Origin of the sequence: Actinoplanes sp. NPDC023714 (assembly GCF_040639855.1) — a bacterium.
Classification (GTDB): Bacteria; Actinomycetota; Actinomycetes; order Mycobacteriales; family Micromonosporaceae; genus Actinoplanes.
In genome coordinates this window covers 535,015-549,543 of the sequence record NZ_JBFAAR010000001.1, presented here as the reverse complement: position 1 = coordinate 549,543, position 14,529 = coordinate 535,015, and the positions used below count along the sequence as shown (strand labels likewise).

At 72.4% G+C, this 14,529-nt stretch carries 13 protein-coding genes; 8 read left to right on the top strand and 5 right to left on the bottom strand.

Annotated elements, in window-relative coordinates:
* Positions 1-69: 69 nt before the first annotated feature.
* Positions 70-1,236, bottom strand: a complete 1,167-nt coding sequence (locus AB0G10_RS02725) for an NAD(P)/FAD-dependent oxidoreductase (protein WP_360915423.1) — start codon at positions 1,234-1,236, stop codon at positions 70-72.
* 53 nt (positions 1,237-1,289) lie between these two features.
* On the opposite strand from AB0G10_RS02725, the gene AB0G10_RS02720 reads away from it, so the two are divergent.
* Positions 1,290-1,871, top strand: coding sequence for a PadR family transcriptional regulator (locus AB0G10_RS02720; RefSeq protein WP_360915420.1), 582 nt, complete (start codon positions 1,290-1,292; stop codon positions 1,869-1,871).
* A gap of 4 nt (positions 1,872-1,875) precedes the next feature.
* On the opposite strand, the gene meaB is transcribed toward AB0G10_RS02720, so the two are convergent.
* Both meaB and AB0G10_RS02710 read right to left on the bottom strand, forming a co-directional pair.
* Positions 1,876-2,850 carry a methylmalonyl Co-A mutase-associated GTPase MeaB gene (gene meaB, locus AB0G10_RS02715; protein ID WP_360915417.1) on the bottom strand — a complete coding sequence of 325 codons (975 nt, stop codon included), beginning with the start codon at positions 2,848-2,850 and terminating at the stop codon, positions 1,876-1,878.
* Positions 2,847-4,082 (bottom strand): acetyl-CoA C-acetyltransferase, encoded by a 1,236-nt coding sequence (locus AB0G10_RS02710; RefSeq protein ID WP_360917934.1) that lies wholly within the window; start codon positions 4,080-4,082, stop codon positions 2,847-2,849. Before AB0G10_RS02710 ends, meaB begins: the two co-directional genes overlap by 4 nt.
* Positions 4,083-4,230: 148 nt before the next feature.
* On the opposite strand from AB0G10_RS02710, the gene mce reads away from it, so the two are divergent.
* The 6 genes from mce to AB0G10_RS02680 all read left to right on the top strand — a co-directional run bounded on the left by mce (position 4,231) and on the right by AB0G10_RS02680 (position 11,847).
* On the top strand, positions 4,231-4,665 hold the full coding sequence (gene mce / locus AB0G10_RS02705; protein ID WP_360915414.1) for a methylmalonyl-CoA epimerase: 435 nt from the start codon (positions 4,231-4,233) through the stop codon (positions 4,663-4,665).
* A 259-nt stretch (positions 4,666-4,924) separates the two neighbouring features.
* Entirely contained in the window at positions 4,925-6,307 is a 1,383-nt protein-coding gene (locus AB0G10_RS02700; RefSeq protein ID WP_360915411.1) for a cell division protein DivIVA, read from the top strand.
* A 241-nt stretch (positions 6,308-6,548) separates the two neighbouring features.
* Entirely contained in the window at positions 6,549-8,000 is a 1,452-nt protein-coding gene (locus AB0G10_RS02695) for a Laminin subunit beta-1 (RefSeq protein WP_360917933.1), read from the top strand.
* Positions 8,001-8,065: 65 nt separating this feature from the next.
* Entirely contained in the window at positions 8,066-9,187 is a 1,122-nt protein-coding gene (locus AB0G10_RS02690) for an AI-2E family transporter (protein WP_360915408.1), read from the top strand.
* 123 nt (positions 9,188-9,310) lie between these two features.
* A complete protein-coding gene (locus tag AB0G10_RS02685) occupies positions 9,311-11,323 on the top strand; it encodes an amidase domain-containing protein (protein ID WP_360915405.1) in 2,013 nt (670 codons plus the stop codon).
* Positions 11,324-11,340: 17 nt separating this feature from the next.
* Positions 11,341-11,847 (top strand): hypothetical protein, encoded by a 507-nt coding sequence (locus AB0G10_RS02680; protein ID WP_360915402.1) that lies wholly within the window; start codon positions 11,341-11,343, stop codon positions 11,845-11,847.
* Position 11,848: 1 nt separating this feature from the next.
* Here AB0G10_RS02680 and AB0G10_RS02675 read toward each other — a convergent pair whose 3' ends face one another.
* Together AB0G10_RS02675 and AB0G10_RS02670 are read right to left on the bottom strand one after the other, a co-directional pair.
* Positions 11,849-12,643 (bottom strand): alpha/beta hydrolase, encoded by a 795-nt coding sequence (locus tag AB0G10_RS02675; RefSeq protein WP_360915399.1) that lies wholly within the window; start codon positions 12,641-12,643, stop codon positions 11,849-11,851.
* A gap of 3 nt (positions 12,644-12,646) precedes the next feature.
* Entirely contained in the window at positions 12,647-12,973 is a 327-nt protein-coding gene (locus AB0G10_RS02670; RefSeq protein ID WP_360915396.1) for a hypothetical protein, read from the bottom strand.
* A 53-nt stretch (positions 12,974-13,026) separates the two neighbouring features.
* On the opposite strand from AB0G10_RS02670, the gene AB0G10_RS02665 reads away from it, so the two are divergent.
* On the top strand, positions 13,027-14,520 hold the full coding sequence (locus AB0G10_RS02665; protein ID WP_360915393.1) for an aldehyde dehydrogenase family protein: 1,494 nt from the start codon (positions 13,027-13,029) through the stop codon (positions 14,518-14,520).
* The last annotated feature ends 9 nt before the right edge of the window (positions 14,521-14,529 follow it).

Genomic DNA, 14,529 nt, shown 5'->3' with positions numbered 1-14,529 from the left:
GAGAGTGGATCCCGGCGATCCCCCTCCGCCCCGGTGGCGTCCGCCACGCCGCCGGGGCGCCCTTCCGCCTCACACCCGGTGCTCGAAGATCCACGCCTGGGGGTCGCCCTTGCGCGTCAGCATCTTCGCGACCAGCGGGAACATCGCGTCCCGGATCGCCGCGCCGACCGGACCCGCCGTCTTGCCGCTCCCGTTGCGGCGGCCGTGGGCCACCACCCTCTCGACCCGCGGCCGGCGCAGCGACTCGTAGCGCGCCAGATCGGGAGCGCCGGTGAGGCACCGGCCCAGGGTGACCGCGTCCTCCATCGCCATCGACGCGCCCTGGCCCGAGGACGGCGAGACGGCGTGCGCCGCGTCGCCGATCAGGACGGTCCGCGCCGACCGCCAGACCGGCACCCGGCGCAGATCCTCGGTGTTCCACGGGCCCAGCACCTCGCCGGTGGCCCGGATGATCGCGGCGGCCGGCAGGTCGTCGCCGGCGAAGAGGCCGATCAGGTGCTCCCGCCAGCCCTCCGGGGTGAACTCGCCGGGGCGGACCGGCTCGCGGCGCGGCGGGTTGGCGAACCACCAGACCGAACCGTCCGGCGCGACCACCCAGCCGAAGAAGGCCCGGCGGCCGAAGGCCATCCGCACCGGGCCGGGGCCGCCCGCGTCGACCGGGCGGCTGGTGAACCCGCCCGCGTTGAGCAGCCCGAGGTACTCCGGTTCGGCGCCGCCCGGGTTGAGCGCCGCGCGGATCCGGGACCGCAGCCCGTCCGCGCCGACGAGCAGATCACCCTCGGCCCCGCCGCCGCCCTCGAACCGCACGGCCACCCCGCCCGCCCGCTCCTCGAAACCCACGACACGGCGGCCGTGCTCGATCGGGATGCCCAGGCCGGTCACCGCGGACCGCAGCGCCGCGTACAGATCGGCTCTCTTGATCGTCGTGGTGACCGTTCCCTCCGCGTCCGGCCCGCCGAGCGGCAGCACCGCGAGCCGCCGCCCCCGGCCGTTGCTCATCGCCAGCGTCGGCGTCGCGAACCCGGCCGCGAGCACCCGCCCCGGATCCAGCCCCAGATCGCGCAGCGCGGCCACGCCGTTCACGGCCACGGTCAGGAACGCGCCCCGCTCGTCGGCGTCCCGGTCGCGCGCCTCGAAGACGCGGGGCTGCCAGCCGGCCCGGTGCAGGGCCACGGCGGCGACGCACCCCGCGATGCCGCCACCGGAGATCAACGCTGCTCTTCGGTCTTTAGTCATACAATGACTATTGATGCCATGACTAGCGCGCGTCAAGGCCTATCCTCTACGCCATGAAGCGGTCCCCCCTCGCGATGGTCCTGCTGGCGCTGCTCGTCGAGGCGCCCATGCACCCCTACCGGATGCAGCAGATGATCAAGGAGCGCGGGCAGGACCAGCTGGTCAACGTCGCCCAGCGGAACAGCGTCTACCAGGCCCTCGACCGCCTGGTCCGGGAAGGCCTGGTCCGCCCCGGCGGCACGAGCCGGGAACCGGGACGGCCGGAGCGCACGGTCTACGAGGTGACCGAGGAGGGCGCGGCCACCCTGCGGCGGTGGCTGTTCGAGACCCTGCCGGAACCGGCCCGCGAGTTCCCCGAGTTCCCGGTCTCGCTGGCGTTCCTGGCGCTGCTCACCCCGGACGAGACACGGGGGCTGCTGCGGCGGCGGCTCGCCACGATGGAGGACCGGGCCGCGGGCGTCGAGGCGCAGGCGCCGGCCGGGCTGCCCCGGCTCTTCCTGATCGAGGACGAATACCGGGTCGCGATGATGCGCGCCGAGATCGACTGGCTGCGCCGGGTGGTGGCCGACCTCGAGTCGGGCCGGCTCACCTGGGACCGCGCCCTGATCGAGGAGACCCTGGCGCGTTTCGGCTAGTCGTTCAGGAGATGCTCTCCAACAGAAGATCAGAGGCCGCGTACGGGTCGAGCTCACCGGCGGCGACCTTCGCCGCCAGTTCCGCCAGCGCCGTGCCCTCGCTCAGGTCGCCCATCCGCGCCCGGAGCACGCCGAGCGCCAGCGCCGACACCTCGGCCGCGGCCCGGCGCTCCCGCCGGACCTGGAGATTGCCGCTGGTCTCCAGCCAGTCGCGGTGCTTGCCGATGGCCGCCACCACGTCGTCGAGGCCCTCGCCCTTGACCGCGACGGCCCGGGTCACCTGCGGCCGCCAGTCGCCGGGGCCGCGCTCGCCGAGCGCGAGCATCCCCTGGATGTCGCGGTAGGTGACGTCGGCGCCCGGCCGGTCCGCCTTGTTGATCACGAAGACGTCGGCGATCTCCAGGACGCCGGCCTTCACCGCCTGGATCGCGTCGCCCATGCCCGGGGCGAGCAGCACCAGTGTGGTGTCGGCGAGCGAGGCGATCTCCACCTCGGCCTGGCCGACCCCGACCGTCTCGACCAGCACGACGTCGCAGCCGGCGCCCTCCAGCACCCGGACCGCCTGGGGCGTCGCCGCGGCGAGGCCGCCGAGCTGCCCCCGGCTCGACATCGAACGGATGTAGACGCCGCGGTCGGCGCTGTGGTCCTGCATCCGGATCCGGTCGCCGAGGATCGCGCCGCCGCTGAACGGGCTGGACGGGTCGACGGCGAGCACGCCCACCCGGGCTCCGGTCTCGCGGAGCGCGCGGACCAGCTCGTTCGTGGTGGTCGACTTGCCCACGCCGGGCGCGCCGGTCAGGCCGACGACCTGGGCGCGGCCCGCGTACGGCGCCATCGCGGCGGCCACCTCGGGCAGCGCCGGGTCGCCGTTCTCGACCAGGCTGATCAGCCGGGCCACCGAGCGCGGATCACCCTCCCTCGCCTTGGCGACGAGGGAGGGCACGTCGCGGGAGCGCGCCCCGCGGCCTGGAGCGGTCACGCCGCCGGAACCTCGGCCACCTCGGCGGCGGGAGCCTCGGTCACCGCGGGAGCGGCCGGCACCCTGATGATCAGGGCGTCGCCCTGGCCGCCGCCGCCGCACAGGCCGGCCGCGCCGAGGCCGCCGCCGCGCCGCTGCAGCTCGAGGGCGAGGGTCAGCGCGAGGCGGGCGCCCGACATGCCGATCGGGTGGCCCAGCGCGATCGCGCCGCCGTTCACGTTGACGATCTCGTCGCTGACCTTGAGCTCGCGCGACGACTGGATGACCACCTGGGCGAACGCCTCGTTGATCTCGATGAGGTCGAGGTCGTCGACGGACAGCCCGGCCTTGTCGAGGGCGTGCCGGATGGCGTTGGCCGGCTGGGACTGCAACGAGCTGTCCGGGCCGGCCACGTTGCCGTGCGCGACGATCTCGGCGATCCAGGTGAGGCCGAGCTCCTCGGCCTTCTCCTTACGCATCACCACGACGGCGGCGGCGCCGTCCGAGATCGGCGAGGACGAGGCCGCCGTGATCGTGCCGTCCGCGGTGAACGCGGGACGCAGCTTCGCCAGCGACTCGGCGGTGGTGTCCGGGCGCACGCCCTCGTCGGTGTCGACCAGGCCGGTGGCGCCGCGGCCGCCGGCCGGGACCGCGGCGATCTCCTCGGCGAACCGGCCGGACGCCTGCGCCGCGGCGGCCCGCCGGTGGCTCGCGGCGGCGAACGCGTCCTGCTCGGCCCGGGAGATCCCGAGCTTCGTGCCGCTGGTCTCGGTCGACTCGCCCATCGAGACGCCGGCCCACGGGTCGGTGAGCCCGTCGAACGCCATGTGGTCGCGCGCCGTCACGTCGCCGAACTTGCGGCCGGCCCGCTGGTCGGTGAGCAGGTGCGGCGCGTTGGTCATCGACTCCATGCCGCCGGCCACCACGACGTCGAACTCGCCGGCCCGGATCAGCTGGTCGGCCAGGGCGATCGCGTCGAGGCCGGAGAGGCAGACCTTGTTCACGGTGATCGCCGGCACGGTCATCGGGATGCCCGCCGCGACCGCGGCCTGCCGGGCCGGGATCTGCCCGCAGCCGGCCTGGAGGACCTGGCCCATGATCACGTATTGCACCTGGTCGGGGGCGACGCCGGCGCGCTCGAGGGCGGCGGCGATGGCGTGACCGCCCAGGGCGGTGGCGGAGAGGTGTTTGAGGTTGCCGAGCAGGCGCCCCATCGGGGTCCGGGCGCCACTCACGATGACGGAGCTGGTCACGGTCACGATCCCAATCTGCGACAAGGCCCGCCCCGAGGACGGGAAAGGCTGGCCTTAACGATGAGTCAGGCCCGAGACTAGCCTCATGACGGACGTCTCATCGAGCAACAGCCGACCCGAGAATGTCACATTCGCGAGCGTCGAAGGCATGGAGTTGCTGCGCATCGACCACGTGGGGATCGCCGTGCCGGACCTGGACGCGGCCATCGAGTTCTACGAACGGAACCTCGGTCTCCGATGCGTGCACGAAGAGACGAATGAGGAGCAGGGCGTCCGCGAGGCGATGCTGAGCGTGGGCGACGGCACCGGGCCGCGGATCCAGCTGCTGGCGCCGCTGCGCCCCGACTCGGCGATCGCGAAGTTCCTCGACCGCAGCGGCCCGGGGCTGCAGCAACTGGCGTACACGGTGGCCGACGTCGAGGCGGCCGCCGCCGCGCTGCGCGCCCGCGGACTCCGTCTCCTCTACGACGCTCCGCGCCGGGGCACGGCCGGGTCGCGAATCAACTTCGTCCATCCGAAGGACGCCGGCGGGGTCCTGGTGGAGCTGGTCGAGCCGGCCCGGGAGGGTACGCCGGTCGGGTGATTCGACCTGACTCGTGCCGGGCGGACTGGCAGGATCGAGCCCATTGAGCAGGGCCGACGACGCGGCCGGAGGAACGGCGGTCATCCGGAGCGCCGACTGAGCAGGTGGCGACGGGAGGAGAGCCGGTCGGCCGGTGAGCCGCGCGACATGTCCGTTCGGCCCGGGACCCGGCTACGCTCCTGGTCAAAGCTGATCTACGATGCGGTTCGGATGCCCGTCCGCTCTTGCATGTCCGCCCCCTTCTCGCCAGGATGGCGCAATGCCCCAGCAGCAGGATCAGAACCTGGCCTTCTTCGAGACCGCCAACTCGCAGCACGACTTCACCGTGGTTCTGCGGGGTTACGACCGTCACCAGGTCGACGGACACATCGGCCGGCTGCTCGCCGCGCTGAACCAGTCCGAGCAGGCTCGCGGCGAGGCCGAACAGCGGATGAACGACGCCCAGCGTCGTCTGCGCCAGGCTGAGCAGCGTCTCAACGCGCTGGAGCAGAAGCTCGCCGACTCCAACAAGCTGCTGGAGGAGAACAACCGTCCCACGCTCTCCGGTCTGGGCACCCGGGTCGAGCAGATCCTGCGTCTCGCCGAGGAGCAGGCGAACGACCACCGCAACGAGGCCAAGCGGGAGTCCGAGGGCATCCTCTCCGCCGCGCGCCTCGAAGCGCGCGAGATCACCGACAAGGCGCGGGCCGAGGCCGCCGCCATGAAGGCCACCGCCGAGCGCGAGGCCGGCCAGCTGCGGACGCACGCCGAGCGGGAGGCCGCCGAGACCCGGGTCCAGGCCCGGCGCGAGGCCGACACCCTGCGCTCGGACGCGGACCGGGAGACCAAGCAGCTGCGCACGGTCACCGCGCACGAGGTCGCCGAGCTGAAGTCGACGGTGGAGCGCGAGGTCGCCTCGCACCGCGCCACCGCCGAGCGCGAGATCACCCAGGCCCGGGCCAAGGCCGCCCGCGAGGCCGAGGAGAAGCGCGCCGAGGCCACCAAGCTGCTCACCGACGCCCGGGACAAGCGCGACAAGGACCTCCAGGCCCTGGCGCTGGAGATCGCCGAGCGCCGGGAGAAGGCCGAGCGCGAGGAGTCCGAGCGGCACGCCGCCCAGGTCGCCGCCACCCAGAAGATGGTGTCCGAGGCCGAGGAGCGCGCCCGCGCCGCCGAGGACCGCGCCAAGGAGATCGAGCAGCGCGCCGAGACCCGCCGGGTCGAGTCCGAGCGCAGCGCCGCCGAGGCCGTCGAGAAGGCCCGCGCGCTCGCCGAGAAGACCGTCACCGAGGCCCGCACCGAGTCCAACCGCCTGCTCAGCGAGGCCCGCACCGAGGCCGAGCTGACCACCCAGGCGGCCCGCCGCGAGGTCGAGGACCTGACCCGCCAGAAGGACGCCGTCACCAACCAGCTCGGCCAGATGCTCTCCGGCCTGTCCGGCCTGGTCCCCGGTGTCGGCGGTGGCGCCGCGGCCGTGAAGGCGGTCGCCGAGGCCGTCGCCCCGGCGAAGCCGGAGGCGCCCGCCCAGCGCGCCCCCGAGCAGCCCGCCGCCCAGCGCGCGGCCGAGCAGCAGCCCGCCGCCGAGCAGCAGGCCGACGAGCCCGAGCAGGCCGAACAGGCCGAGGCCGGCGACGAGCCGGTCGCCGCCAAGACCAACTCCTGAGATAGAGATATTCGACGCGCCGCCCCCGGGTTGCGGAGCCGCCGCGAGTACGCGACGGTGAATCGGCCGGGCGGTCGCGGCTTCGACGGCCGTATCGGAGTTTCTCCGATACGGCCTCGCTCGTTTTCGCCGCGTAGCCTTGGGTTCTGGCAAGCCGGGGTCAGACAAATCGGCAACTACCCGCATAGTCCCTGCCAGCCCGGTGTGTATGCACACGCCACGGGACGATGCGTATGTGAGGATGGACAGCATGTCGCACGGCGGTGAAATCTTCGGTCTCACTGGAGACTCGGCGGCCGAGCCCAGTTTCGAGACGGCTCTGCGGGGCTACGAGAAGAAACAGGTCGAGCGATACGTGGCCCGCGCCGAGAACGAGATCGCGGCGCTGGCCGCCGAGCGCGAGCAGGCGTACTCGCAGCTCCAGGCGATGAGCGCCCAGATCGAGCGGCTCCAGCAGGAGATGACCCAGGTCCGGCGGCAGTCCGGCGCCGTGGGCGAGGTCTCCTTCCGGCACCTCGGCCCGCGGGTCGAGCAGATCCTCGCGCTGGCCGAGGAGCAGGCCGAGGCGATCAAGGCGTCCGCCACCGACGACATCGCGAGCCGGCTCGCCGAGGCGGAGCGGATCCGGGCCGAGGCCGAGGCGCACGCCCACGACGGCATCCGCGACTTCGAGATCGCCCTGGCCGCGCGCCGGGCCGAGGAGGAGAAGGCCGACGCCGCGAAGCGGGCCGCCACCGAGAAGCACGTGGCGACCGCCCGGCAGAACGCCGAGCAGACGCTGAAGGAGGCGGAGGCCGTGCTGACCCGGTCCCGCGCCGAGGCGCAGGCGCTCACCGACAAGGCCGTGCAGGAGGCCCAGCGCACCAAGGCCGAAGTGGACGGTTACGTGCAGTCCACCCGGGTGCAGGCCGAGCAGGAGCTCAAGGCCCAGCGGGAGAAGGCGCAGCAGGAGATCAACGCGAAGCGGGCCGCCGCCGAGCGGGAGCACACCGAGCTCAAGGCCGCGGTCGACCAGGAGCTGGCGCTGCGCCGGCACTCGGTGCTCGAGGAGCTCAACCAGATGCGCACCGGCGTCGAGAAGCAGTGCGCCGACCTGCGCAGCGAGGCCGACCGCTACGCCGAAGAGGTGCTCCGGCGCTCGGACGAGCAGGCCACCGCGGTCCGCAAGGAGATCGCCGCCCAGCAGGAGAAGATCGCCCAGGCCGGCCGTGATCTGGAGGCCGCGCTCGCCAAGATCGACGAGGCCGAGGCCCGTCGCGTCGCCGCCGAGCAGCAGGCCCTCGAGTCGGAGGCCGAGGCCGAGCGGGCCGGGCAGCGTCTCACCGAGACGCGGAAGAAGCTCGATGCCGAGCTGGAGCGGGTGGCCGAGGCCGAGCGGGCCGGTGAGGCCGCCGAGCGGCACGCCGCCGAAGTTCGCCGCCAGGTGCAGAAAGAGGCGAAGCGGGTGGCCGAGCTCGCGGCCGCCGCGGTGCTCGCGGCCGCCGCCTCTCCGGAAGACCAGGATGCGTACGCGGAACCCGACCACGGGCCCGCCACCGCCGTGGCGCAGGCCCCCGTCGCCGCTCCCGCCGTCTCCCCCGCCGCCGCCTCCCCGGCCACCGAGACGACGCAGCAGGTGCAGCCCGCCAAGGTCACCGCTTCGGCGAAGGTGACCGTGCCGCAGGCCAGCCGGATCCCGGCCGACGCCGAATAGGCGATCATCGACACGCCGTCCCCGCATCGCTGGCGGGGACGGCGCGGCAGCGATAACTTCCGAGGGTGTCAGCTGCCGAAGAAGAGCCGGAAGCCGCCGACGGCGAGGCGCCGCCCGCGGAGGACAGGGACGACGAGGGCCGCTTCGGTGAGCCCGGGCGTCCGCTCAACCGGCGCAGCCCGTTCCTCTTCGGATTCCTGTTCGGGCTCGGCGTCATCCTGGCGTACGCGCTCTTCCTCGGCCTCCGGAACGCCGCGTCGATCCTCGTACTCATCTTCATCGCTCTTTTCCTCGCGATAGGCCTGAACCCGGCCGTCGACCGTCTGCGCCGCTGGGGCATGCGCCGCGGATTCGCCGTCGCGATCGTGGCGCTGAGCGTGGTCGGCCTGCTGGTCGGCGGCCTGATCGCGCTGATACCGCCGCTGGTCACCCAGACCACCGAGCTGATCAACAACGCCCCCGAGGTGATCGAGAGCCTGCAGCGCTCGGAGACCGTGAACGACCTGGTGCAGCGCTACGACATCGCCAACAAGGTGCAGAGCGCGATCAACGCGGGCACCGTCGGCAACGCGGTGGGCGGGGTGGTCGGCGGCGCCCGGCTGCTCTTCGGGACGGTCTTCAACATCCTGACCGTGCTGGTGCTCACGATCTACTTCATGGCCGCCTTCGAACGCATCAAGGAGGCCGGTTACTCCCTGGTCCCGGGCTCGCGGCGGGAGCGGGTGCGGCTGCTCAGCGACGAGATCCTCACGAAGGTCGGCGCCTACATGGTGGGCGCGCTGGCGATCGCCATCCTGGCCGGGGTGAGCACGTTCGCCCTGGCCCTGGCGCTCGGCCTGGCGTTCCCGTTCGCGCTTGCCGTCGTGGTGGCGGTCTGCGACCTCATCCCCCAGATCGGCGCCACCCTCGGCGCCGTGGTGGTGAGCCTCGTCGGCCTCGCCTCCTCGATCTCCGACGGCGTCGTCTGCATCGTGTTCTTCATCCTCTACCAGCAGATCGAGAACTACCTGATCTACCCGAACGTGATGCGCCGCTCGGTCAAGGTCAGCGACGTGGCGGCGCTGGTGGCCGCCCTGGTCGGCGTCGGCCTCTTCGGCGTGATCGGCGCTCTCGTCGCGATCCCGATGGTGGCCGCCATCCAACTGATCATGCGAGAGGTCCTGGTCCCCTCCCAGGAGCAGCGCTGACACCTTGCCAGACGGGACTCCTAAGTAGATCATTAACCCCCCGTTCGCCCGCTCGGCGACGGGTATCAATCCGGGGGAATTCGATGGTTCACTTGGTGAGCCGCCATTTCCGGCAGCGGCGTCATGAACTTCGCTCAGAATCTCCGGACCGGGCCTTACTCGGACTGCCCCAACACCGGCGTGAAGACCGCCGTGGGCCAGAAGGTCTGGCTCTGGTGCTACACCTACATCTCCAGCATCGACCTCGACGACGACGGCAGCGCCACCACGCCGGCCAAGGAGTGCTCGTTCGCCGGGCAGCCCAAGCTCGGCACCCGCAGCACCAGCCCGGCGACCTCCTGCGTGACCGGCGCGTCCCGGCCGTCGATCGCCACGAACCGGCCGGTGCTCGGCATCACCGGCACGGACCCGAACGGCGACACCCTGCTGGCCGACTTCGAGTGGTTCACCACCGCCGGCACCAAGATCGGCGGCGGGACGTCGGCCGAGTTCACCTCCGGCGCCAAGGGGACGGTGACGGTCCCGGCCGGCGCCTTCGTCAACGGCGGCACGTACGCCTGGCGGGTACGGGTCACCGACGGCATGCTCTACAGCGCGTGGAGCAGCAAGTGCGAGTTCGTGGTGAACACGTCGCCGCGGCTCGGTGCGCGGACGACGGCGGCGTCGCCGGTCTGCGTGACCGGGTCCGGCCGCCCGGTCGCCGGTCTGACCCCGGCGCTGGCCGCCACGTACGGCTACGCCGCGTCGGCCACCCTGGCCGTCACCTTCGAATGGTGGCCGGTCGAGGGCGCCGAGGCGCTGGGCAGCGCGACGGTCTCCGGCAAGAACGCCACGGCGGCCGCCACCACGATCCCGGCCGGGCAGCTCACCGACGGCGACAGCTACCAGTGGCGGGTCAAGGCGGACGAGGGGACGATCACCTCCGGATGGTCGCCGTGGTGTGAGTTCACCGCGAGCGCCGAGGTGGCCGACATGCCGGCCGACAAGGCCAACCTGCTGGCGACCACCGCCAACGCCCCCACGGCGAGCGACCTCGACCTCGACGCCGACGAGCCGCTGCCGGCCACCGCCGACGCCGGACCGGCGGCCGACGTCACGGCGATCCGCTCCGGCATGGAGACGCTGATGGAGTCGTTCAACCAGGCCCAGCGGCTGTCCCCGGCGCCGGCCACCCGGCAGGCGCAGGCCACCCGGTACGTCGGCGACGTCACCGCGGCGAACACCTCGCCCGGGATGAGCGCCTACTCGGCGTCCTCCGCGTCGAGCTTCATCGCGAAGATGTCCACGAGCCTGGACCGTACGGTGCTGGACGCCGAGGCGACGGCGCTCGCCCAGGCGATGCAGGCGGACGCCGCCGACCCGACGCTGCCCTCGCTGGTCAGCTCGGACTTCCAGGTGCTGGAGTGGCGCGGCATCCAGGTCAGCGGCAGCACCGCGACGGCGATCGTGCTGGGCGCGACGACGAACTGCTTCGAGGGCGGCTCGCTCGTCGTGGACGCCTCCGCCCCGGAGGACGCCTGCACCGCGCCGGACCCCACGCAGTGGCAGGTGAGCCTGCGCAAGGGTGACGACGGCCAGTGGCGGATGGTCACCTTCGACGGCTACACCGAGACCCCGGCCGAGGAGCCGGGCCAGGAGGAGCCGGACCCCTCCGAGTCCCCGGAGGCGCAGGCCGAGGGACAGGTCATGGCCAAGGGGTACGGATCCCGGTTCGACGGCGTCGCCGCCCAGAACTGGGCGAAGGCCAACTACGCGAAGACCTCGAAGAGCAAGCCGACCATCCCGAACTACAAGTTCTACGGCTCGGACTGCACCAACTTCGTGAGCGCCGCGTGGAACCGGGGCGGCCGGATCCCGATGACAAACAACTGGCATCAAGCCCGCTGGTACAACAACGACGGCTACTACTTCGAGGAGGGCAGCTACTCCTTCATCCGGGTCAAGGACTTCCGCAGTCGCTGGTACGACATCGGCAGCCGGTACGTCCAGGTGGGCTTCGCGAAGGGCTACGACGAGTACGCCCAGCACTCCTCCGGCAAGATCACCGACTGGCGGACGTGGTACTGGAAGCGCACCTCGTACCAGCGCGTCAACATGGAGAAGTCCGGGCACGGCCTGCGGATCATCCGGCCCTGAGAGACAGGATCTCGAGCGTGACGAAGAAACGGGCATCGGCGGCGATGGGTCTCGCCCTGATCGGCGCGGCCCTCACCGCGTGCGGCAGCGAGCCGGCCGACGCGGTCACCGGCTCGCCCGCGGCCGCGGCCGCCACCGAGGAGGCCCTGCGGGCACTGGAGGCGGACGCCACGTTCGGCCGGGAGACCACCCAGGAGCCCGGGTGGCGGCCGGTCTGCGCGGGCCGGCCGATGGGCCTCTCGCCCGAGGGCGCCGACCCGCGGACCGTCTACGCCTGGATCTACTGCAAGTGGGTCCCGGGAGAGCGGACGTCCATCACCGATCTCCCGGCGCTCGCCGCGCCGGTCGCGATCCACCTGACCTCGCCGTTGCGGTACGAGCTGCCCGCGGACGGCGAGGATCACTCGAAGTCACTCGCCGAGATCTTCCCGGCGAACCTGCGGGAGGCCGCGGCCGGCGGCAGCCCGGAGGAGAGCGCGGCGATGGCCGAGCTCGACGCCGCGGTCGCCCGGGCCATGGGCTGACCTATTCGGGACGGGGGACGGGCTTTCCGGAGAAGGCGGCGACCGTACGGTCCGCGTACGCGTTCATGTCGCCGGTCTCCATCGGCCCGTCCCACGTCACCGGCAGCGGCGTGGGGACGTCCGGCGCGACCCGGCGGACGATCTCGTCGAGGATCTTCTCGGCGTCGCCGACCCAGAGGTGCTTGCCGCCGTCGACCGGCAGCACCTCGCACTGCGGGATCGCGGCGAAGCGCTCCTTCGCCTCGGCCGGGCGCAGGTAGTCGTCGAACTCCGGGATGATCGCGGTGACCGGCTTGCCCGCCGCGGCCCACGCGTCGAGGTGCTCGGGGCGGGAGAAGCGCAGCGGCGGGGAGAGCAGGATCGCGCCGTTCACCGCCGGGTCGAGGCCGTACATCAGCGTCAGGTCGGTGCCGAACGACCAGCCCACCAGCCAGATGTTCGGCAGGTCGGCGAACTCCGCGTATTCGATGGCCGCGGCCACATCGTATTTCTCGTCGACCGCCCCGGAGAACGTGCCGCCGCTGGTCCCGCGTACCGAAGTGGTCCCGCGCGTGTTGAACCGCAGCACCGCGACCCCGGCCAGAGCAGGCAGCCGCCAGGCTGCCTTGCGATAGATGTGGCTGTCCATCATCCCGCCATGGGTGGGCAGCGGGTGCAGGCAGACGAGGGTGGCCACCGGCTCACGGTCGAGCGGGCGGGCCAGCTCGCCGACGAGGGTGACGCCGTCCGCGGTGTGCAGCTCGATCTCCTCGCGGTGCGCGGGCAGGATCGAGTTGGCCCGGATCTGGTTGCTCACCGATCAACCATAACGAGGGGCGTTGCGCGACCGCTCCACACCGGGGGCCCGCCGGTCCCGGGCCCGCCAGCAGCCGGTGTGCCAGTGCCGGCGGTCGGACTCGTCGCCGTAGCCGTCGGCCGGCCAGGCCACGACGTGCGCCACCCCCGGCCGGATGTCCCCCATGCAGCCCGGGCACCGGTAGATCTTGACGGCCGCCTGCCCGAAGATGTTGCGCACCATCCACTCGCCGTCCTGCCACTGCTGGACGCGGTCCTCGGTGATGCCGGGACGGTCCGGGCGTGGATCTTCGGCGTCGCGGCGACGAGGGCGATTACGGCGGGGGCTCACAAGCTCAAGAGTACGTAGTGACTGACCGGTAACAATCACCCTAGACTCCGTACATGACGGCGACTCACGTTCCCGGCCTGCCCGTGATCGAGGACGGCTGGTTGATCTCCACGAATCCGGCCACCGGCGAGGAGGCCGGGCGCGTCCCGGTCGCCGGCGAGAAGGAGGTCACGGCCGCCGTCGAGCGTGCCAGGGCCGCCGCGGCCTGGTGGCAGGGCCTCGGCTTCGAAGGCCGCAAGACCCGGCTGCTGCGCTGGCGCTCCCTGCTGGTCGAGCGCATCGAGGAGCTGGCCGGGCTCACCCACCGGGAGGCCGGCAAGCCGGTCACCGACGGGATCATCGAGGTCACCGCGGCCGTCGAGCACCTGGACTGGGCCGCCAAGAACGCGAAGCGGGTGCTCGGCCCCCGCAAGGTACGCACCCGGCTGCTGCTCGCCGAGCACTCCGGCCACCTGGAGTACCTGCCGTTCGGGGTGGTCGGCGTGATCGGCCCGTGGAACTACCCGATCGTGACGCCGGTCGGCCCGATCAGCGGCGCCCTCGCGGCCGGCAACACCGTGGTCTTCAAGCCGAGCGAGTACACCCCGGTGGTCGGCCAGTGGCTCGCCGACACGTTCGCCGAGGTGGTCCCGGAACACCCGGTCCTGCAGGCCGTGCACGGCCTCGGCGACGTCGGCGGGGCGCTCTGCCGCGCCGGGGTCGGCAAGGTCTCGTTCACCGGGTCCACCGCCACCGGCAAGAAGGTGATGGCCGCCTGCGCCGAGAACCTCGTCCCGGTGGTGATCGAGGCGGGCGGCAAGGACGCGCTCATTGTGGACGCCGACGCGGACGTCAGCGCCGCGGCCGAGGCCGCCGTCTGGGGCGCCATGACCAACGCCGGGCAGACCTGCATCGGCATCGAGCGGGTCTACGCCGTCGAGCCGGTCTACGACCGGTTCGTGCAGGCCGTCGTGGAGAAGGCCGGCCGGCTGCGCACCGGCGAGGAGATCGGGCCGATCACCATGCCCCGCCAATTGGAGATCATCCGCGACCACATCGAGGACGCGCTCGCGAAGGGCGGCCGGGCCGTGCTCGGCGGCGCCGGGGCGGTGCGGGCGCCCTACGTCGCGCCGACCGTCCTCGTCGACGTTCCCGGGGACTCCTCGGAGATCCGGGAGGAGACGTTCGGCCCGACGCTGACGATCACGAAGGTGCGCGACGCGGACGAGGCCGTCCAGAAGGCCAACGACACCCCGTACGGATTGGGTGGCTCGGTCTTCGGCAAGCGGAACGCCATCCGCATCGCCCGGCGCCTGCGCTCCGGCATGGTGGCCGTCAACGGCACGCTCACCTTCGTCGGCATGGGCAACCTGCCGTTCGGGGGCGTCGGCGAGTCCGGGTTCGGCCGGATCCACGGCGAGGACGGGCTGCGCGAGTTCGCCCGCCCCAAGGCGATCACGGTGCGCCGGGCGAAGTCGCTGCTGCCCGCCATGACGTTCGAGCGGACCCCCGCCCAGGTGAGCCAGATCGTCAAGGCCCTGCGCCTGCTCTACGGACGAAAGCCCTAGTCTGGGCGG